General features: G+C 46.2%; 23 protein-coding genes. 5 read left to right on the top strand and 18 right to left on the bottom strand.

Going from position 1 to position 20,341, the window contains the following annotated elements:
- Nucleotides 1-37: 37 nt before the first annotated feature.
- The 4 genes from ACQVGS_RS04985 to ACQVGS_RS04970 all read right to left on the bottom strand — a co-directional run bounded on the left by ACQVGS_RS04985 (nt 38) and on the right by ACQVGS_RS04970 (nt 3,043).
- Entirely contained in the window at nt 38-400 is a 363-nt protein-coding gene (locus ACQVGS_RS04985) for a HesB/IscA family protein (RefSeq protein WP_010331733.1), read from the bottom strand.
- Nucleotides 401-478: 78 nt separating this feature from the next.
- Nucleotides 479-1,333, bottom strand: coding sequence for a diaminopimelate epimerase (gene dapF, locus ACQVGS_RS04980; RefSeq protein ID WP_487446321.1), 855 nt, complete (start codon nt 1,331-1,333; stop codon nt 479-481).
- A 122-nt stretch (nt 1,334-1,455) separates the two neighbouring features.
- On the bottom strand, nt 1,456-2,670 hold the full coding sequence (locus ACQVGS_RS04975; protein ID WP_103671357.1) for a NupC/NupG family nucleoside CNT transporter: 1,215 nt from the start codon (nt 2,668-2,670) through the stop codon (nt 1,456-1,458).
- A gap of 136 nt (nt 2,671-2,806) precedes the next feature.
- Nucleotides 2,807-3,043 (bottom strand): YuzB family protein, encoded by a 237-nt coding sequence (locus ACQVGS_RS04970; RefSeq protein ID WP_010331736.1) that lies wholly within the window; start codon nt 3,041-3,043, stop codon nt 2,807-2,809.
- Nucleotides 3,044-3,306: 263 nt separating this feature from the next.
- Here ACQVGS_RS04970 and ACQVGS_RS04965 point away from each other — a divergent pair, with 263 nt between their 5' ends.
- Nucleotides 3,307-4,374 (top strand): NAD(P)/FAD-dependent oxidoreductase, encoded by a 1,068-nt coding sequence (locus ACQVGS_RS04965; RefSeq protein WP_024122723.1) that lies wholly within the window; start codon nt 3,307-3,309, stop codon nt 4,372-4,374.
- Between the two features lie 20 nt (nt 4,375-4,394).
- Here the strand turns inward: ACQVGS_RS04965 and ACQVGS_RS04960 are convergent, their stop codons facing one another.
- Nucleotides 4,395-4,721: a YuzD family protein gene (locus ACQVGS_RS04960; RefSeq protein WP_024122724.1), complete on the bottom strand. Its 327-nt coding sequence runs from the start codon at nt 4,719-4,721 to the stop codon at nt 4,395-4,397.
- Nucleotides 4,722-4,822: 101 nt separating this feature from the next.
- Between ACQVGS_RS04960 and ACQVGS_RS04955 the strand changes: the two genes are divergently transcribed.
- A complete protein-coding gene (locus tag ACQVGS_RS04955) occupies nt 4,823-5,158 on the top strand; it encodes a NifU family protein (protein WP_174754433.1) in 336 nt (111 codons plus the stop codon).
- 39 nt (nt 5,159-5,197) lie between these two features.
- Here the strand turns inward: ACQVGS_RS04955 and ACQVGS_RS04950 are convergent, their stop codons facing one another.
- From ACQVGS_RS04950 to cotNH, 5 genes are all read right to left on the bottom strand, one after another.
- The gene (locus ACQVGS_RS04950) at nt 5,198-7,174 is read right to left on the bottom strand and encodes a S9 family peptidase (protein WP_106019498.1); all 1,977 of its coding nucleotides are present in this window, start codon (nt 7,172-7,174) and stop codon (nt 5,198-5,200) included.
- A gap of 108 nt (nt 7,175-7,282) precedes the next feature.
- On the bottom strand, nt 7,283-8,212 hold the full coding sequence (gene thrB / locus ACQVGS_RS04945; RefSeq protein ID WP_101860004.1) for a homoserine kinase: 930 nt from the start codon (nt 8,210-8,212) through the stop codon (nt 7,283-7,285).
- Nucleotides 8,209-9,267, bottom strand: coding sequence for a threonine synthase (gene thrC, locus ACQVGS_RS04940; RefSeq protein ID WP_024122727.1), 1,059 nt, complete (start codon nt 9,265-9,267; stop codon nt 8,209-8,211). Before thrC ends, thrB begins: the two co-directional genes overlap by 4 nt.
- Complete coding sequence (locus ACQVGS_RS04935) at nt 9,267-10,568, bottom strand: homoserine dehydrogenase (RefSeq protein WP_044158994.1); 1,302 nt, start codon at nt 10,566-10,568, stop codon at nt 9,267-9,269. Before ACQVGS_RS04935 ends, thrC begins: the two co-directional genes overlap by 1 nt.
- Before the next feature lie 204 nt (nt 10,569-10,772).
- Nucleotides 10,773-11,786, bottom strand: coding sequence for a spore coat-associated protein CotNH (cotNH, locus tag ACQVGS_RS04930; protein ID WP_400153663.1), 1,014 nt, complete (start codon nt 11,784-11,786; stop codon nt 10,773-10,775).
- Nucleotides 11,787-11,939: 153 nt separating this feature from the next.
- Between cotNH and ACQVGS_RS04925 the strand changes: the two genes are divergently transcribed.
- On the top strand, nt 11,940-12,440 hold the full coding sequence (locus tag ACQVGS_RS04925; protein ID WP_491831773.1) for a phosphatidylglycerophosphatase A family protein: 501 nt from the start codon (nt 11,940-11,942) through the stop codon (nt 12,438-12,440).
- A 26-nt stretch (nt 12,441-12,466) separates the two neighbouring features.
- On the opposite strand, the gene nucF is transcribed toward ACQVGS_RS04925, so the two are convergent.
- From nucF to ACQVGS_RS04910, 3 genes are read right to left on the bottom strand one after another with little or no spacing between them, the layout of a single operon-like run.
- Nucleotides 12,467-13,237 (bottom strand): 5' nucleotidase NucF, encoded by a 771-nt coding sequence (gene nucF / locus ACQVGS_RS04920; RefSeq protein WP_044158995.1) that lies wholly within the window; start codon nt 13,235-13,237, stop codon nt 12,467-12,469.
- A 29-nt stretch (nt 13,238-13,266) separates the two neighbouring features.
- Complete coding sequence (locus ACQVGS_RS04915) at nt 13,267-13,701, bottom strand: DUF86 domain-containing protein (protein ID WP_105953817.1); 435 nt, start codon at nt 13,699-13,701, stop codon at nt 13,267-13,269.
- Nucleotides 13,702-13,725: 24 nt separating this feature from the next.
- Nucleotides 13,726-14,001: a YutD family protein gene (locus ACQVGS_RS04910; RefSeq protein WP_003228682.1), complete on the bottom strand. Its 276-nt coding sequence runs from the start codon at nt 13,999-14,001 to the stop codon at nt 13,726-13,728.
- Nucleotides 14,002-14,113: 112 nt separating this feature from the next.
- Between ACQVGS_RS04910 and ACQVGS_RS04905 the strand changes: the two genes are divergently transcribed.
- On the top strand, nt 14,114-14,743 hold the full coding sequence (locus ACQVGS_RS04905; protein WP_101864115.1) for a YhcN/YlaJ family sporulation lipoprotein: 630 nt from the start codon (nt 14,114-14,116) through the stop codon (nt 14,741-14,743).
- 15 nt (nt 14,744-14,758) lie between these two features.
- On the opposite strand, the gene lipA is transcribed toward ACQVGS_RS04905, so the two are convergent.
- A complete protein-coding gene (lipA, locus tag ACQVGS_RS04900; protein ID WP_010331747.1) occupies nt 14,759-15,655 on the bottom strand; it encodes a lipoyl synthase in 897 nt (298 codons plus the stop codon).
- A 237-nt stretch (nt 15,656-15,892) separates the two neighbouring features.
- Here lipA and lytH point away from each other — a divergent pair, with 237 nt between their 5' ends.
- On the top strand, nt 15,893-16,873 hold the full coding sequence (gene lytH / locus ACQVGS_RS04895; protein ID WP_106019502.1) for an L-Ala--D-Glu endopeptidase: 981 nt from the start codon (nt 15,893-15,895) through the stop codon (nt 16,871-16,873).
- A gap of 27 nt (nt 16,874-16,900) precedes the next feature.
- Here lytH and yunB read toward each other — a convergent pair whose 3' ends face one another.
- The 4 genes from yunB to ACQVGS_RS04875 all read right to left on the bottom strand — a co-directional run bounded on the left by yunB (nt 16,901) and on the right by ACQVGS_RS04875 (nt 20,340).
- On the bottom strand, nt 16,901-17,668 hold the full coding sequence (gene yunB / locus ACQVGS_RS04890) for a sporulation protein YunB (protein ID WP_106019503.1): 768 nt from the start codon (nt 17,666-17,668) through the stop codon (nt 16,901-16,903).
- 71 nt (nt 17,669-17,739) lie between these two features.
- Complete coding sequence (locus ACQVGS_RS04885) at nt 17,740-18,045, bottom strand: YunC family protein (RefSeq protein WP_010331750.1); 306 nt, start codon at nt 18,043-18,045, stop codon at nt 17,740-17,742.
- Between the two features lie 64 nt (nt 18,046-18,109).
- Complete coding sequence (locus ACQVGS_RS04880) at nt 18,110-19,498, bottom strand: bifunctional metallophosphatase/5'-nucleotidase (protein WP_106022005.1); 1,389 nt, start codon at nt 19,496-19,498, stop codon at nt 18,110-18,112.
- Nucleotides 19,499-19,518: 20 nt separating this feature from the next.
- Nucleotides 19,519-20,340, bottom strand: coding sequence for a sulfite exporter TauE/SafE family protein (locus tag ACQVGS_RS04875; protein WP_101860000.1), 822 nt, complete (start codon nt 20,338-20,340; stop codon nt 19,519-19,521).
- Nucleotide 20,341: the final 1 nt, after the last annotated feature.

Genomic DNA, 20,341 nt, shown 5'->3' with positions numbered 1-20,341 from the left:
GTCAGCGGCTCGCCGCTTGACTTGGCTTTTTCTATTATTAGCACTCTTCTGGTTTACCTGCATTCGTCGCTGTCCTGAAAGAAGACCCGCAGCCGCATGAGGCGATGGCGTTTGGATTATCGATGGTAAAACCGCCGCCAAGCATGGATTGCTTAAAGTCTATAATAGTGCCGTTCATGATATCAAGGCTTTCTTTGTCAACGAGAACAGTAATGCCGTGCTCCTCAAACATACTGTCTGCTTCGCTTTTTTCATGCTCAAAGCCCATTCCGTATGAAAGACCGCTGCAGCCGCCGCCTTTAACGCCGACACGCAGAAACGCGTTTTCTTCTTCATGCTCTTTCATCATATCTTTTATATGCAAAGCTGCTGCTTCTGTAATTGTTACAGGGTTGCTCATTAATGTGAACCTCCTTTTAGAAACCGGATGTTGTCTTTTATTATAAACTTGATCGGCTCATTTCTCAAACTAGCTGTTTTATAAAAAATAGACGCCCTCACAAACAGTCTCTGCTGGACCTGTCATCATCACATGGCCGTTCTCTTTCCAATTAATGACCAAATCTCCGCCCGCTAAATGAACCGTAATGTCTTCATTTCGTCTTGATACGCCGGTTAAAACAGATGCGACAGCCGCTGCACAAGCGCCTGTTCCGCAAGCCTGTGTGATGCCTGATCCCCGTTCCCACACGCGGAAGTGCAGTTCATGCTCATTCACGGTTTCCACAAACTCGACATTCACACCTTCCGGAAATCTTGGATCTTTTTCAATCACCGGTCCCAGTGTCGTCAGCGGTGCCTGTTCAATATCGGCAATCGGAAAAACGATATGCGGATTGCCCATGGAAACCGCGGTGCCTTTTAGTTCAGCTTCGCCAAATGTCATTGTTTCATTAATGGTTTGCTCCTCACCGCCGCCAAGCATCGGAAGCTCGGCTTTTGTCAGACGCGGTTCACCCATATCGACAGTGACAACATTCACTTTTCCGTTTTCAGCTTGAACTTCCGCTTTTACAAGCCCGGAGAGGGTTTCAATCAGAAAAGATGTTTCCTCAACCAGCTTATGCTCATACGCGTATTTTGCAACGCAGCGCAGGCCGTTGCCGCAGTTTTTCCCTTCAGACCCGTCATTATTAAAAATCCGCATTTTGACAGGTGCTTGATCTGAAGGACATATGAGGATCATACCGTCGGAGCCGATCCCTGTATAAACGGAAGACACTTGAACCGCTATTTCAGACAGTTGTTCTTCCGGCAGTTGTTCTTCAAATTGATTCACGTATATATAGCTGTTTCCAAGTCCGTGCATTTTGGTAAATCGAAATGAGTTCATAGATGCCTCCAACTTTTTCTCTTTTTCTTAGTATAAAAGCTATTATAAACGGACACAATACAATTATCCCCCGTTTTTCATACATAAAAGCTCCTTGCAATGACGCAAGGAGCTTTTATCTTTTATATGAACATGCCGGCAATAGCCGCGCTCAGCAGATTGGCTAATGTTCCCGCCAGAACAGCCTTTAACCCGAGGCGTGCGATATCTGAGCGGCGGCTTGGCGCTAAACCGCCAAGCGTACCGAGCATAATCGCAATCGAAGAGAAATTTGCGAATCCGCATAACGCAAAACTGATAATCGTAGCGGTTTTTTTAGAAAACTCGCCGATGTGCGGACCGAAGTTAGAATAAGCGACAAACTCATTCAGCACCAATTTCTGGCCGATAAAGCTTCCGGCATGCAAGGCTTCATGCCATGGCACACCAATCATAAAGGCGATTGGAGAAAACACATAGCCGAGGATAGATTCTAATGTGACATCTTTTAAACCGAACAAGCCGAAAACACCGCCGAGAATACCGTTGACCACGGCGATTAATGCGACAAATGCAAGCAGCATCGCCCCAACGTTCAGCGCAATTTGCAGACCTGTTGACGCACCCTTTGCAGCTGCGTCAATCACATTGGCCGCTCCTTCGCCTTCATCCATTTTGAAATCGCCTTTTACTGTTTGCGGCGTTTCCGTTTCAGGAATGAGTAATTTTCCGAAAACCAGACCCGCAGGAGCAGCCATGAAGCTCGCCGCGAGCAAGTATTCAATCGGAATACCGAGAAGGGCGTAGCCAAACAAAGTTGAACCCGCAACAGCCGATAGACCGCTCGTCATAATTGTAAACAGTTCAGAGCGCGTCAGTCCTGCAATGAGGGGCCTGATCACTAACGGAGATTCCGATTGCCCTACAAAAATATTAGCAGCAGCCGCAAGAGATTCCGTTTTGCTTGTCCCAAGAAGCTTCGACAATCCGCCGCCGATCACACGGAAAATGAGCTGCATGATTTTTAAATGATATAAAACTGCGATCAGTGCTGAGAAGAAAATGATAACAGGCAGTACACTTAATGCAAACGCCGGGCTGTCGCCGACTTTTAAAAGCGGCCCAAATATGAAACTGATGCCTTCATTCGCATAATCAATCAGAAGCTGTACACGGCTTGAAAACCATAAAAAAACAGCGCGTCCCGCTTCCCATTTCAACACGATGTATCCAAACGCCACCTGTATACATAAACCAACGATGACGGTTCTTATTCTAATATTGCTTTTCTTTTCTGAAAATAAAAACGCGATGGCGATTATCCCAACTGCGCCGAGCAGTCCCCAAAGAACATTCATGAATACACCTACACCTCTTAAAATTTATTTAAAACAAATCTTTTATACGATAACAATAATATTTTTTGATGTCTACACATTTTTTCAGTACTTTTGTACCGCAAAATAAAAAAGGGCCTGAGACAGGCCCTTTTCTTCAAAACATTGGGTTTTCTTCAATAAATGTATATATATTCTCAACAAGCTCAGCAGGTGTTTCACCCGTAACGACTTCTCCGTTTACTAGAGCGAATAGTGATTCCATACATTTCCCGCAATAGCTTAAACAGCCGTATTCAAGAACATCCAGATTCGGATCTTTCTCTAAAATCGCTCGGGCTTCCTGAGAGCCGTGAGCCAGATTGCTGACACAAAATTCAATCATTGGATTCATGCGGTTTCACCTCACATATGAACATTATCGCGAATTTTTCACTATTCGTCAAAGACAACGAACGCATTAAAATTTATTATCGTAACATATCATTCCTGCAATAACGTTTTACTAATTTGCATTTTAAGGCTAATTTGTAGGTTATTTTGAAACTAATATTGTGATTTTAGATCAAATTCGATATAATTCTAGATGTTATTTTACAAAGTTCGTATTTTTCATCAATGTGTCTATCATACTCTTCGGGTTAAAGGGGAATTCAAATGAAAAAATTGGTCTTGATCGGCGGAGGTTACGGAAACATGCGTGTTCTTCATCGCTTATTGCCCAACCAGCTGCCTCATGATGTTTCAATCACGTTAATTGACAGAAATCCTTATCACTGCTTAAAAACAGAATATTATGCCCTTGCCGCAGGCACAATTTCTGACCACCATATCAGAGTGACGTTCCCAGAGCACCCTCGCCTGGATGTCGAGTACGGCGATATTTCATCAATTGATATTGCACAAAAACAAGTGCTGTTTCATGACCGCGAACCGATTTCTTACGATGACGCAGTGATCGGGCTCGGCTGCGAGGATAAATATCATAACGTGCCGGGAGCGCCCGAATTCACCTACAGCATTCAAACCATCGATCAGTCCCGCGAAACCTATCAAAAGCTGAACAACTTATGCGCCGAAGCGACTGTTGCCATTGTCGGAGCAGGCCTTAGCGGCGTTGAACTTGCAAGTGAATTAAGAGAAAGCCGTGACGATCTGAACATTATTTTGTTTGACCGCGGAGATCTCATTTTATCAAGCTTTCCCGAGCGTTTGAGCAAATATGTGCAAAAATGGTTCGAAGAGCACGGTGTCCGCATTATTAACAGGGCAAATATCACAAGAGTAGAAGAAGGCGTTGTGTATAACCACGATGACGCAATTTCCGCAGACGCCATCGTATGGACAGCCGGCATACAGCCGAATAAAGTCGTCAGAGACTTGGATGTGGAAAAGGACGCACAAGGCCGTGTCGTGTTAACCCCTCATCACAATGTCCCGGGTGATGAACATCTGTACGTTGTCGGAGATTGTGCCAGCCTTCCTCACGCACCGAGTGCCCAGCTGGCAGAAGCTCAAGCTGAACAGATTGTCCAAATATTGCAAAAACGCTGGAATGGTGAAGCCCTTCCTGAATCAATGCCTCAGTTTAAGCTGAAAGGCGTTTTAGGTTCACTCGGAAAAAAAGCCGGCTTCGGACTTGTTGCTGACCGGCCGCTGATCGGCCGTGTTCCGCGTTTGCTGAAATCCGGCTTGCTGTGGATGTACAAACACCATAACGGATAATAGCAGAACCGCTGATGAAGTCAGCGGTTTTCTGTATAACCGTATCTCTCCATTTCCTCATATACATCCTTCAATTTCGGATTGCCTTCTCCGACAATTTTATTTTCTACGAGGACGAGCGGATAAAAATATTCGTCATTTCTGATTTTTTCCGCAAGCTGTTTTACGTTTTCGACGTCAGGCGGCTCGTAAATGTCGATGTATTGGATTTCAAAAGGCTGATTCGGATATTTTCTTTTCAGCGCAGCCTCAAGCCATTCATATGTATCTTTAGCCGTCGGCATATTGACACAGCTTGCACAAACGGTTTCTGCCCCATATACGCTGAGCATGACTGTTTTGGTCATTGATAAGTGCCCCCATTTCTCTGCATTACATTCTTTCTATTAAGTATACAGAGACAAAAGACGTTTTTATAGAAAAAAACCGTTTTTGTGTTCAAGTCTGAATGTGCTATAATAATGGGAGCAATTCTGCAAACCAAACAATAGATTTTTATTGTTACACTGAATATAATGGTTTTATGACGACGAAAGGAGCGAATGTCATGACTGAAGTTGAAATGAAAGAACAGGTGCAGGAAGTACTGGACAAACTTCGTCCGTTTTTACTTCGTGACGGCGGTGACTGTGAGCTTGTAGACGTTGATGAAGGTATTGTTAAGCTTCGTCTTCTAGGCGCGTGCGGCAGCTGCCCAAGTTCAACAATTACGCTGAAAGCCGGAATTGAACGCGCTCTTCTTGAAGAAGTGCCTGGTGTAATTGAAGTAGAACAAGTCTTTTAATAAAGCAGCCAGGCTGATATTTGATCAGCCTGGCTTTTTTTATGAGAGATATTGGTCAAACCATGAGCTTATATAGGCCAGGCGCTTGATCCGCTGTCCCGGGTGTCCGCTGCGTGACAAATTATGCGACGCTTTCGGAAAACGGACCAGCACGGTTTCCTTGTCCATTTTTTTCAAGGCGATAAAAAGCTGTTCAGCCTGTTCAATCGGGCACCGGTCATCACGTTCGCCATGAAGAATTAAAAGGGGCGTCTCCACGTTTGCCGCATATTTTAAAGGGGAACGGTCCCACAGTTTTTCTGTATCGGTAAACATGTCATGCTCAAGCTGCCAGTCCGTGAAAAAATAGCCGATATCACTAACGCCGTGAAAGCTGAGCCAGTTTGAAATCGAACGCTGAGTGACAGCTGCTTTAAAACGATTTGTCTGCCCCACGATCCAGTTGGTCATAAAGCCTCCGTAGCTTCCGCCTGTGACCCCTATCCGCTCGGCATCTATCTGCGGGTCTCTTTTGATCGCCTCATCCACTGCCTGCATCACGTCCTGATAGTCTTTTCCGCCGTAATCCCCTCTGACTGCGTTCACAAATTCCTGTCCGTAGCCATGGCTTCCTCTTGGATTTACATAAACCACTGCATATCCTTTCGCCGCCAGCACCTGAAATTCGTGAAAATATGTATGCCCGTACAGCATATGCGGACCGCCGTGTATATTGAGAATAAGCGGATAGTTTTTGCCCTCTGCAGCATGAGCAGGTTTCATCAGCCAGCCGTTCACCGTCATTCCGTCTTCTGTCACATATTGAATGTCTTCAGGTAACGAAATGAGGTGCTCGTCAACAAATTTGTCATTCGCATCAGTCAGCCGTTTTTCTTCCTGTCCAAGCGGAATGCTGTATAGCTCACTAGGTCTGCCAGGCTTTGTCACACTGGCAATAAAGCTTTGTTCGTCAGGATGAATGGAAAAGCTGTTGATATATTCTTTTTCTAACCGAATCGGATATACGAGTCCTTCTATAGAAACATAATAGATTCCCGTGCTGCCTTGTTCTGTGCCGATGACATAAAACCCTTGACTGTCTTTTGTCCAAACCGGGCGCTGTTCAGCTCCTCCTATCAGTGAGTCTCCAATCAACGCATCCGCTAAGTGAACGTCCAGCATATCAGTGAGACACGTAAGGCGGTCTAGCTCTATATCATAAAGCCACGCTTTTTCTAGCGTTGCATTCCGATATTCCTGTTCATGCCCAAGCAAAGCAAGGTACCTTCCGTCCGGCGAAAAAGAGCTGGGTCCGAATGAGCCGCGATGAGAGGTAATCAGCTTGAGATCTTCAGTCTCCAGCGATACCATGCAGACATCGTGCGGCTTGCTGGCATCATCCGTTTCAGTCAAATTAGCCGAAAAAACGAGAGATTTGCCGTCAGGAGAAAAAGCCGGATCGAAGTGGTCAGCTTTTTCATTAGTCAGCTGTTTTACCTCACCAGACTTCACGCTGACAAGCACAAGCTGCGCATACGCGCCTCTCGTCAGCCCTTTTCCATCCCGTTTATAGGCTAAACCATGCACTTCAACCGGTTCAAAGCTGTCGGGTTCCGTTTTCTCTTGATCATAAACACTTTCTTCATCTCCCAGGCTGACCGTGACAAGCACTGACTCTCCATCCGGAGACCATACCGGCTGAGACACGCCATACGGAATATCAGTCAGTTTTTTTGCCTCACCGCCTTCAGCGCTCATTATATAAAGCTGAGACACATCGCCATCACGGTCAGAAACAAACGCAATCTGGCGTCCGTCAGGAGACCATCTAGGATTAGTGTTCCGCTTTTCTCCATGTGTCCAAGGAATGGACGCGCCGCTTTCCGCATCATATACCCATATATTTGAAGTATATGAATCTTTCTCTTTGTTTGCTTGTGACTTCACATAAGCCGCACGCTTGCCGTCCGGGGCGTATTGAGGGTCTGTCACCGAGACAATGGCTGTCATATCTTCGGCGGTCATCAGCTTTTTCATATCAATCTCCTCCTTTTTACATGTATTTCGTTTTTCTAAATAAAAATCCCTTTATATCAGGAAGAAAAAAAGCGTCCTCCGCTGACACTGAGGAACGCTTGGAATGAACTATACACTTTTCACTTGATAGAAAGGATTTCGCTCTATTATACTTCCCTCTTTCGGAACGGTCAAAGCGTCGACTTCACAATGCGGGAAATGAAGTGCGAGCTGCTCTTTCAGCGCTTCTCCTTTTCCTTTTTCGGTCATGACGAGAATCGTCGGGCCCGCTCCGCTGAGGGCAGTTCCATAAGCGCCTTTCATCTCGGCAACATGCTCCACTTTAGACAATTCCGGGACAAGCATCGCCCGATACGGCTGATGGAACATATCCTTTTTCATGATTTTTCCGACGAGCGGCCAATCCTTTGACATGATCGCCGCGATGAGAATGTTGCTGACGGCGCTGGCTTTTACAGCGTCCGCATATGGAAACTCTGCCGGGAGCACGTCCCGCGCGTCTCTTGTCAGCACCTCGTAAAAAGGAATGACAACCACAACATCAATGTCGGCATCCGGCACGCGGATCATTTGCGTCTCGTCGTCTTCATGCAGTCCGATCACAAGCCCGCCGACGAGAGAAGCGCCTGCATTGTCCGGATGTCCTTCTTCAAGGCTGGCTAAATGCAGCTTGTCTGCTTCGGAGAGCTGTAAACCGCATAATTCGTCTGCCAGTTCTATAGCCGCCACTATGGCCGCAGCACTGCTGCCAAGACCGCGTGCAAGCGGGATATCGCTCCACACTTTCACATGTGCAGGAGGCATTGCTTTTCCGTACATATCTGCCGTCCGTTTCGCCACTTGATAGATCATATTATCTGTACCCGCCGGGATTCCGGCGACTGTTTCTGTTTCAGCTTCAAAAGACCATTGATCGCTTTCAAAGACGGTCAGCTTTAAATACCTGCTGAGCGCCATTCCGACTGAATCAAAGCCGGGGCCTAGGTTAGCCGTGCTTCCTGGAACAGTGACAGAGAACAGCATGTCGGCATCGTTCATACACGGGCCGCTCCTTTTAAGTATTCGAGGATGCTGTCTTCATCAGTCGGCAGGGTGACCGGCTTCATTTCAGAAATGTCGACCGCTGTGTTCGGGTCTTTCAGCCCGTTCCCTGTTAACACAGCCACAACCTTGCTGCCTTTCGGAATTTCTCCGGATTTTACTTGTTTCAGCACACCTGCAATAGATGCGCAGGAGCCCGGTTCTGCAAACACGCCTTCTTCACGGGCAATCAGCTGATACGCATGAAGAATTTCATCGTCAGTGACTTCGTCAATTTTCCCATTGGACTCCTCAGCCGCTTTTACAGCTTTATCCCAGCTTGCCGGGTTTCCGATACGAATCGCTGTTGCCACTGTTTCTGGGTTTTCAATGACTTCGTTGCGGACGATCGCAGCTGCACCTTCCGCTTCAAAACCGCGCATTTTCGGAAGGCCAGTGCCGTTTTTCTCATGATATTCTTTGAAGCCCTTCCAGTACGCTGTGATGTTTCCCGCGTTTCCGACCGGGATCGCCAAAACGTCCGGTGCTTCGCCCAGCTGTTCGCATACTTCAAAGGCAGCTGTTTTTTGGCCTTCGATGCGGTAAGGGTTGACCGAGTTGACAAGCGCGATCGGTGATTTTTCACAAATTGAACGGACAATTTTAAGGGCATCGTCAAAGTTGCCGTCGATCGCAATGATTTCAGCTCCGTACATGACTGCTTGAGCGAGCTTGCCAAACGCGATTTTCCCGTTCGGGATGATGACAATACATTTCATATCGGCGCGGGCTGCATAAGCAGCCGCAGCCGCTGATGTATTTCCGGTTGACGCGCACATAATCGTGTCGTTGCCTTCTTCTTTCGCCTTTGCCACCGCCATGACCATCCCGCGGTCTTTAAAAGATCCAGTAGGGTTTACGCCTTCTGTTTTGACATGGAGCTCAATCCCGAGCTGTTCAGACAGCTTCGGCAAATGAATGAGCGGCGTATTGCCTTCATGTAACGTAAGCGCCGGTGTTTGATCCGTTACAGGTAAAAACTCTTTATATTGATGGATAAGTCCTTTCCACATTAGCTCCAACCGTTCCCTTCTACACGATATGTGCTTTTGACTTCTTGAACGACTTCCAAATCATTTAAGTTTTGCAGGATATCACTGAAATCAGCTTCTGATGTGTGGTGTGTGACGATGACGATTTCTGCTAACTCATCATGCCCCTTAATCGGCAGCTGAAGAATTTTTTCAAAGCTGACGCCCCGTTCTGAGAACACAGACGTGATTTTCGAGAATGAGCCTACCTCATCCTTCACGTGAATTCTCAAAAATTGCTGTGCATAAATATCGGACGGCGACTTCATGTTTTTCTCATATTGCGGCGCAACAAAGCTGTTGCCGGTTACGCCGAGACGCATGTTTTTCATGACAGCAACCAGGTCAGACACAACTGATGTGGCTGTCGGCATGCTTCCCGCTCCCGGGCCATAGAACATCGTCTCTCCGACAGCTTCGCCATACACGTAGACGGCGTTATATTCATTATGCACGGCAGAAAGCGGATGGTGATCTGGAAGCAGCGTCGGCTGAACGCTGACTTCAATTTTGCTGCCGTCACGCTGGGCAATTCCGATCAGCTTCATTGTGTAGCCGAGGCGTTTGCTGAAGCTGATATCCTCGTCTGTAATCTGGGAGATCCCCTTCACTTTGACATCTTCCAGATCGACGTTCATTGAGAAGCCGAGACGCGCCAATATTGCCATTTTCCGTGCGGCGTCGAGCCCTTCCACATCTGAAGTCGGGTCAGCTTCGGCAAACCCGAGATCCTGCGCTTCCTTAAGCACTTCCTCGTAAGGGCTTTTCTCTTTAATCATTTTGGTTAAGATAAAGTTCGTTGTTCCGTTTACGATTCCCATCATTTTAGTAATCCTGTCTGATGAGAGGCCTTCCTCTAATGTGCGAAGAATTGGAATCCCGCCGGCAACGCTGGCTTCGAAGTAAATATCACAGCCATTTTCCTTTGCTTCAGCTAGCAGTTCAGAACCGTACACGGCCATTAAATCTTTGTTTGCCGTGACAACGTGTTTTTTCGATCTCAAAGCGTCAAGCAAATATTGCTTTGTCTGCTCAACACCGCCGATCACCTCGATGATGACATCAACATCTGGATCGTCGATCACATCATATACTTCTGTCGTGAGCACTTCCTTCGGCAAATCTACTTCTCTTTTTTTCTCTACATCTTTCACAAGCACTTTTTTTATTGTAATTGGACAGCCAACCTGATGCATCAGCTTATCCTGATGGTCTTGAATAATTTTAACGACACCGCTTCCGACGGTACCTAAGCCTAAAAGCCCTACACGAATTGCTTTCAAAAAAACTCCACCCTTCTTCGGATTGTCCTCTCAAGAGAGACAATTGTTAACTCAACACAGACATATAAGTTACAAATATTATATAAGCCCATTTCTGTTTTGACAAGACAACAATCTGCTGAATTTTGCGAATGTAAACGCTTAACCAATTGATATGACAAGATTCTTTATTTTCTAATTATTTTTGTCAGATTTTCTCCTTCCTTACAAGCCGCCCTTTCCGAGCCAGCTGACAGGGGGAACAAAAATGTTCTGCGCTCTCATGTTCATAAACTCCTGGACGGCATTCAGAAATTGTTCATAGCCCGAATCGCTGAGAATGTAGTCGAGCTGCTCTTCATAATAGTGCTTTTCCGATTCTGAAGAAATATAGTAGCCTTCCACGATTTCATAATAATGAAGCGGAAAAAGGAGACGGCTGTACAAAAGACGTTTCGAAAATGAAGACAGCGGTGTGATTTGCTCGTATTCCTGCAAAAAGCGAAAGCCCTGCCGGTTAAAATCATCACGATGATGCAAAAATGTGTGTCTCATATATTCGGCTAAATCGCGTGCAGCGTGGTCAAATACCCAGTCAGCCGGAATCCTGATAAGGGATTCAGAAGACCACGTATTTCTTTCCATCCTCTGATGGCATATTGTTCCTGAATCAGCCGCTTGCGGTTTGTCATCGAGCTCAGTATCGACTAAATATTGAATTGCGTTTTCTGACAGTCCTAAAAAATATGGAAACGATTCAATCATTTTTTTATCAAAGGGCTCGTGCGGAGGGGTATGAACCTTTCGCTGCCAAAACGCTTCAAGCTGATCAATGCGTTTTCCCCACAGGTCTTTCCACTGCCCGATTCTTCCGGCCTCCTTCACTTCGTACGGGTATCCTCTGCCCTTTCGATGAAACTCAGCCAGTTCTGTCCCTATGGAAAATGCCCGGTTTGAAAAAGGAGGAGCCGCCTTCAGCAGGGCATACGTTTTTCCTTCATGTTCAAAGGTCAGCTCGCCTTCTTTTGTAAAGATAAAAACGGAAACGTATGGGTCACTTTGTTCTTGTAAATACTGACTCATGTAATAAAGCTCCGCCAGCTCCTCATCTGAAAAATGGGAAACGGGAACAATCAAAAAGAAGGAATTCGGTGTTTGAAAGCATTGATACGTATGCTGATACATTGAAAGCTGCCTGATATGAATGCCGTATTTTTCTTTTATTGTGCCTTTCACAATGATCACCTGCCTGTTGAATTAGGGCTCATCACATCGTAGTCATACACAGGCGGAATTATGAATACATATTTTAATCCGACAAAGGAGCAAGAAAAAGTCGTAAACATCTCGTACGTTTTGTATAAACTAGTAAAAAAAGATTGGGTGAAGTTGATGTCAGATAAAGAACAAATCAGTCAGATGGAAGCCAAAGCAAGAGAACAGATGAAGGAGCGCGGCGTTGAGGTATCCGATATTGCCGAGCTTGTCTTTTTTCTGCAGAAAAAATATCATCCGGATTTAACCATGGATGAATGCACGTTGAATGTGAATCGGGTCCTCGCAAAGCGTGAGGTGCAAAACGCGATTTTAACGGGCATTGAATTGGACGTTCTTGCTGAGCAGAAAAAACTGTCTGAACCGCTGCAAACGATGCTGGAGATAGATGAAAGCCTATATGGAGTAGATGAAGTTCTGGCATTTTCCATCGTGAATATTTACGGGTCCATCGGGTTTACAAACTATGGCTACATCGACAAAGAAAAACCCGGTATCCTCGGCCGTTTAAATGATAAATCAACCGGCGAATGCCATACATTTCTTGATGACATTGTCGGCGCCATTTCCGCTGCGGCCTCCAGCAGGCTTGCACACCGCGCGCGGCATACAGAATAAAGGGCACCCTTTTGGGGCGCCCTTTTTTATATATGTTGAATCCACTCAGTCAGAGAATCAATAGCGTGAGTCGGTTTTTCCATATCGTCTGTCATATGCTCTCTTTTCGTTACGCCTGTGTGGACAAGCAGCGTATCCATCCCTGCATTAATGCCTGCCATAATGTCAGTCGCGTAGTTGTCGCCGACCATAAGTGTTTCGGATACATCAGTGCCGAGAACACGCATCGCCTGCTCCATGATGATGGATTCCGGCTTGCCGATAAATACCGGCTGCACGCCTGTGGATACGGTTAACACAGAGGTCAGTGAACCGTTGCCCGGCAGGAGGCCTCTTTCAGTCGGTATGGCAATGTCACCGTTTGTGGAAATAAAGCGGGCGCCATTTCTGATTGCGAGGCAGCCGACGGCAAGTTTTTCGTATGTAATCCCGCGGTCAATCCCTACAACAACAAAGTCCGCATCTTCCTCTGCAAAGGTCAGGCCATTTTCTTCAATCGCCTGGCGAATTCCTTCTTCCCCGATCACATACACAGACGCGTCTTTTTTCTGCTGGGCGATATGCTGGGCAGTCGCCATGCTTGTCGTAAAAACCTGCTCCTCTGTTGCCGGAATGTCAAAAGAGACCAGCTTGTCCGCCACCTGCTTCGGTGTGCGGGAAGAGTTGTTTGTCACAAAAAGATAAGGAATGCCGCGGTCTTTCAGCGTTCTGACAAATTCACAAGCTTCCTCGATTTTTTCTGTGCCGTTGTACATCGTTCCGTCTAAATCAATTAAATATCCTTTATATGTTTTCATTTTTAAACACTCCTGTGGCTTTCCTGTCGTTATTTAAACGCGGAAACAGGGCCCAGCTCTGTTTCCAAGTAGCTTCTGATTCGTTTCGGAAAGACTTGAAGGACCGCTAGATGCGCGGTGATCAGCTTGTAAAGCTCTGCACTGTCAGCGAGCTGGTATTGCTGAACCAATGTTTTTCGATACGCAATCAATTGCTTCAGCTCTGCCCCCTCTTCTTCCGTTACGACTTTTTCATCAACCAGTATGTCCATGATATCATCATAGCTGCCCGGGTCCCGCATAATAAAACCGTCAATCATGTCATTTCCTGTATCGAGAATGCATTCGATTAACAGGTGGCCGATGCGTTCAAGCGCGAGCCCCTCGATTTCGGATTTCCAGTCTGTTTGCGAATGAAACAGCGCCAGCTGACGCTCGAAGAACCCGAGTGTATGCTCTATCTTGTTTCTGTCAACAAAATACATGACAGCATCCCCTTTGTGTAATGGTTATTTTCTGATCCGTTTTAAGACAAAATACGCACAGCCGAAATTACAGTATTCGTAAATGTATTCGTCCAATGTGCTGATTTTCGTTTCAAAGGTCGCCTTTTGATTCTGGTCGTCAAAGAAGCCCTTGAGCCTGAGCTGGCCGTATCCCCAGTCTCCCACAATGTAATCGTATTTATTTAAAATATCGGAATAACGGGCTTTAAAAGCCTCTTCGTTGAAGCCGTCTTTGAAATTGTGCACCAGCTCAAATTCGGCATTTTGAATAAGAATCATGATCTCACCTCTTTTTCACTCATTCCTATCATAATTCATTGCCCCGTCCCCATCAATTGCTAAAGAATAATTCGTGTGATTTGGCTACCCTACACATAAGGAGGGATTACAAATGAAACGAACTGCTGTCAGCCTCTGCCTGATGACCGGGCTTTTATCCGGATGCGGAGGCGCAGGATTCAATAACGCTGAGCAGAATGCCCAGCATCAAAATGAAACCAGGCCCATTCATGTATCTGACCGCAATGAAGCTTTTAACAGGCATGATGAGAATGAACAGTTTGGTTATGTCCGCTATCAAAAAGAACAATTTGACGGCGAACAGCAGGAGACACCGGCGCCAGACCGTGAAGAAACCGCTCACATTATATCAAGCTTAACGGTTCAGCTCCCTCATATTCAAGATGCCGCAGCGCTTGTCACTGACCAAGAAGCGCTTGTCGTGTACAAAACCGATTCGAAAAACCGTGAGCTGACAGCTGATCAAGTGAAAAAAACGGCGGTTTCGGTGATTCCGCGTTACTATCATGTGTACATTTCCGACAATCCGAATCACATGCAGGCCATCAAAAATTACAGCAATCTCGGTTCCGGTTCAAGAGATGTCAGAGACATCATGTCGGGGACGATACAAGAAATGAAAACCTCCCCGCAAGGAAGCCCTGTCTCGGAAAACGAAAATGCCAATGGAGAAACACGCCAGGACAAGGAAACGAATAGGAATGACAAAAACGCCAGATGATCTGGCGTTTTGGCATTATGCTTGCGCTTGGCGTTTTTTAGATGCTTCGTTAACCTGTTCATCCGCATGGTAGGAGGAACGGACAAGCGGACCGGCTTCACAGTGGCTGAAGCCTTTTTGCATCGCGATTTCCTTCAATTCTGCAAATTCATCAGGGTGATAATATTTTTGGACTTTTAAGTGCTTCTTCGACGGCTGCAGGTATTGGCCGATTGCCATAATATCAACATTGTTTGCCAAGAGGTCGTCCATCACTTCGATAATTTCTTCTTTCGTTTCACCGAGTCCGATCATGATGCTTGATTTTGTCGGGATGTCAGGCTGCATTTCTTTCGCGCGGCGCAAAAATTCCAATGAACGGTCGTATGTCGCACGCGCGCGGACTCTTGGAGTCAAGCGGCGAACCGTTTCGATATTGTGATTCAGGATATCAGGGCGCGTATCCATTAACGTTTTTAAGTTATCATAGTTTCCGCCCATATCTGACGGAAGCACCTCAATTGTTGTGAACGGGCTTTTTCTGCGGATTGCACGGACAGTTTCCGCAAAAATACCCGCACCGCCGTCTTTTTGGTCATCACGCGCAACAGCTGTGATAACCGCGTGTTTCAGATTCATCAGAGCGACGGAATCTGCTACGCGTTCCGGCTCTTGCAGGTCAAGCTCAGTCGGAAGGCCCGTTTTGACGGCGCAGAAACGGCACGCTCTCGTACAAACAGATCCTAAGATCATAAATGTCGCTGTACGTCTTACTGCCCAGCATTCATGAATATTCGGACATTTTGCTTCTTCACATACGGTGTGCAGATTGTTTTCCCGCATGAGTTTTTTGAGTCCTGTATAATTTTCATTTGTATTTAATTTGATTTTGAGCCATTCGGGCTTTCTGAGGTGTTCGTCTTTCTTTGCCAATTCCCATCATCTCCAATATCCAATATACTCAATTTCTGACACGAAACATTCTGAAAACGAGATAGGTGCAGTTTTTTCATTTCTGCAACAAAAATAATGTTTTTCTAACTAAAGAAAGTCTTTTCTTTAGACACTTTAACATAGGAAAAATTTCTCGACAAGGGAAGATGATTACTGACATTTTCTCGCCGGGTTGCCGCAAACTATGTGTATTCAATATTGAAAGGAGATTATTTTGTGAAAGTTGTGTTATCTGCCCTTCTTCTCCTTTTGTTTGCATTTGAACCTTTTGCGTCTGGAAAAGAGCTTTCAGATCCGGTGCTTTCTAAACGGATGGGATTATATCATAAAGTCGAGGCTGTGACGCAGATTCCTTGGTACGCGCTCGCCGCTGTTGATCAATACGAGGAGAATGTGCGGAGCAACAGAAAGGATCTGCCTGACAAAACGGGAATCATCAGCATCTATGTACCGGACGAGATCTGGAGCGGACCAGAAAATCCGAATCCGAAAGACGATGCGCCGTTAAGCATAAAAGTGTTTGACGGAATCGGAATGGACGGTGACGGCGACGGGAAAGCCGAGGTCAGCAATGATGAAGACATTCTGTATACATTCGCACAATATCTGCTGTCGTACGGCACAGATGAAGAGAATATCCGCATCGGGCTCTGGAATTATTACCGCCGTGATCAAACGGTGGGAATCATATCCGAGTTCATGAAGCTGTTTAAGGCTTACGGTCATATTGATTTGGGCGAGCATGCGTTTCCGCTTCCGATCAGAACGGATTACAGCTACCGCAGCACGTGGGGAGACGCCCGCGGCTTTGGGGGAAGGCGGATTCATGAAGGAACAGATCTCTTTGCCCACTATGGCCTTCCTGTTAAATCCACCTGTTACGGCGTCATTGAAATGAAAGGCTGGAACCGCTTTGGAGGATGGAGAATCGGCATCAGAGATATTAACAATACGTATCATTATTTCGCCCATCTCAATGGGTTTGCAAAGGGCATTAAAACAGGGCAGATCGTCGAGCCCGGCCAAGTGATCGGGTCAGTGGGCAGCTCAGGATACGGCCCGCCTGGCACAGCCGGAAAATTTCCACCGCACCTGCACTATGGCATGTATAAGGATAATGGAAAAACTGAATGGTCGTTTGATCCTTATCCACATTTGAGAGCGTGGGAGCGCTATGAGTACAAGAAAAAGAAATGACGAAAGCCGCCTCATGAAAAGGCGGCTTTATTTGCTGTTTTTTTCATTTTTTGAATCATGGCTGTCTTCTTCTTTGCTGCTTGGAAGCTGGACAGAAGGCGTAACACCTGAACCGCCGCTTCCGTTATAAAATTGCGGCACTTCGCCCTGCACTGCTTTAATTGATACAGGAACATTATTGGTGACCACGGCCGTTTTGCTTGCGAACGGGATGATGACCTTCACTTTAATTTCTACGAAGATGCTGATATCAATAAGTGCGTTATTAATGCCGTATGGCTTTATTTTTGTTTTGACGTCCGTAAAGGCGTCACCGATTAAATTGAACCGGACCGGGATTTTCGGGCCGAGGTTTCCAAGAAGGCTGTTTCCTGTCACCTGTCCCAATGGGATGTTGATCATAATATTTTCACTGGCACCGCTGTGTCCGGTGTGGGTTTCCATCTCTTTCAGATGAGACTGAAGCTGCTTTGTCACCTTTGTTTTCACACTGTTTATAATCTGTGTATTAAAATCGATTGTCGTTAAATTTCCGTTTTCATCAGAATTCATTTGAAACATATCTTTCATATTTTCGCTGTCAGACATATAATCCTCAATCGAATCCTGAATCACCTCTGTTGCCACACGCTTCGTTTCCATTTCACCGATGCTCATTAATACCGGTTTAATAGAGCCGTTGATAATCCAAAGGCTGACTGTTGTTGATATGATAAAAAATACGAGTGACAGCAGCAGCACGTACCGGAAAGGCAAAGGTCCTCTCTTGCGAAGAGGGCCGCGATATCTTAGCAAGAAAATCCCCCCTTACATATCACAATGTATGCTTGTAAGGGGGGACATAGTAATAGCCGGGCCAATTTATTTTATTTCACCATTTTTAAAAGCGCTTCTCTGCCGCTCATGCCGGCATGAATGCCAAGATCTTCTGCGGCATATGTGACGGATTCTAAAGGGGCGTCTAACAGCTGGTCAATGGTTCGCACACCAACCGCCCGTCCCGCCACAATTCCACGCTCCTTTAATTTTTCATTCAGCAGCGCCACATCAAGCGCGCCGCACATAATGTATCCGTGATCATTGGAGACTGCCATGAAATTTGTTTTTGGAAGCTTTACTGTCACAGCTGTAAAAGGCTGTCCTTCGATCATAATCGGTGTCAGATTTACCACGTCAACCACTCCCTTCCTTCATCACTTTATGATGAAGGGCACGGCTTGTTGTGGGCTGACCTCCTTATTGTGCAAGCTTCCAGGCAAGCAGATCCCGCAAAAATTCCGGCATGAAATATTCTTTTACCTCGGCGTCGCGGATGATTGGAAACAGCCTGCCGAGCGTAAACATGTCAAGCACGGCCACAGCGTATTGTTTATTTTTATCTATGTCATCTCCGTTCAGCGTAATCCGGGTGACGTGCGTCATCCCATCGTCCAGCCGTTTTGTTTCGACATCGACACCCGCGTACACCATTTTCCCCATCACTTCTCCCCGGAAGCCCAATCCTTTAATTCGAAGCTGCTCCATCTGTTCCGAAGCGGCATGAACAATCGTTTCCTTCAGTTCCTCTCCCGTCAGGCGGACAGTAACCGGGTTGATGGGGTGAGGGCAGATGCGGTGCAGGTCAAGTTTGGTCACCGGGCCGGCTTTAAGCGGTCCGAGGATGACGCCGGAATTCACCATGCTGATGTCGGCTCCGCACCATTCCTTTAACGCATATGCCAAAAGTAAAGGCAGATCGGATTCTTCAAACCACTTGACTTCAGCATCTTGCGCAAGCTCCGCAACGGCAACGGACAGCTTTTCCTCGGCTTCACGTTCTTTTTCCTCAAGAAATGCTTTGGTTTCCGCCGATTCCCCTGTCCATTCAGCCATGTTTTGAACAGACGCTGTTTTGCTGATGATTTTTCGCTTTTCAGTGTCCATCGTGATGTCTACACAGCCGACATAGTTTCCGTATTTCTCAGCGCTGGCAAGCAATACGCCGTTGACCATCTGTCCATTTTCAAGCAGATGGTGAGTATGAGACTCGAGGATAACGTCAATCTCCGGAACCGCTTCAGCAACCGCTTGATCGTCAAGAATTCCCAAATGCGACAGGAGAACGATGATATCAGCTTGTCCTTTCACTTCCTGTATGGTTTCTTTTATACTTTCGAGCGCATCAGTAACAGTCCATTCCAGCTTGTCATATACGGGATAATACGGCACCGTTACACCTAACAAAGCAATGGTCATGCCGTTTCTCAAGGTTTTGATATGGTAAGGAACCGCCCAGGACGGGCGGTTTCCGTTTTTGTCATACAGATTAGAGACGATAACGGGAAAATCGGCATGATCATATAAAGAAGCAAGTTCTTCATGAGGAAGGGTAATCCCCTCGTTATTGCCGATAGCCGCTCCATCAATTTGAAGACGGTTTAAGAGGTCTACATTGGCTTTTCCGAATGTGGCCTCTGTCACAAAATGAAAACGATCAATATGATCACCAATATCAAAAACGAGCGTCTCTTCGCTGTGCAACTGATGTTCTTTTCTTTTTTGCTCAATATAATCTGTTATTTTTGGCCAATTTTCAAAATGGCTGTGCAAATCATTTGTGTGATATAAGCGGAGCTTCTCTTTCATATCATTCTCTCCCTAATCGTTCAGCTGAAAATGCCTTCATAAATGAGCTGGCAGCCGATCAAAATTAATACGATCCGCATAATCATAACGATCGTTTTCGTCTGCATTTTTCGGTTGATGGCGGCGCCAAGCCTTCCGCCGAACCAAGCGCCGGGCACAAGCGCGAGGGCGTACAGCCAATTCACATGCCCGGACATGATATGTGAAACAGATCCTGTCATAGAAGATAGGAAAATAATGAACATGGACGTTGCCACCGCAACCTTTGGCGGGAACAGAAATAGCAGCATCATGGCCGGAACCATCAGCGAGCCGCCGCCTATTCCAAAGAGCCCGCCTAAAAAGCCGACAACAAAGGCGATGGCAATCCCGACAGGCGCCTGATATGAGTAAGTATAGGGCTCTCCGGCATCATCCTGAAAAGTCCGTATTATTCCTCTGTGCTCTTTGTTTACCGGCCGCGCCTTCGCTTTCAGCATTAAGGATAATGAAATAAGAATCATAAATATGCCAAACCAAATGGAAAACGAGTTTGAATTAAAAAGCTTTGACACGTAAGCCCCAATAATGCTGCCGGGACCTGAACCGATAAAGAAAATGAGCCCGCTTTTATAATCAACCGTTTTATATTTAATATAAGCCAAAGTTGAGGAAAGACCCGTAAAAATAATGACCAGAAGCGAAGTCCCGATGGCGACCTGCGGCGTCACATCCTGAAAATACGGCGTCACCGCGCTTAAAAACATCATGGCCGGAACGATGACAATCCCGCCGCCGAGTCCAATCAAACTTCCTACCGTACCCGCAATAAATCCCAGTACGATCAAAATCACAAACGACATC

It is taken from the genome of Bacillus sp. SD127 (assembly GCF_058566445.1).
Note: the sequence above shows the minus strand (reverse complement) of the source record. Positions and strands in the feature narration are given on the sequence as shown.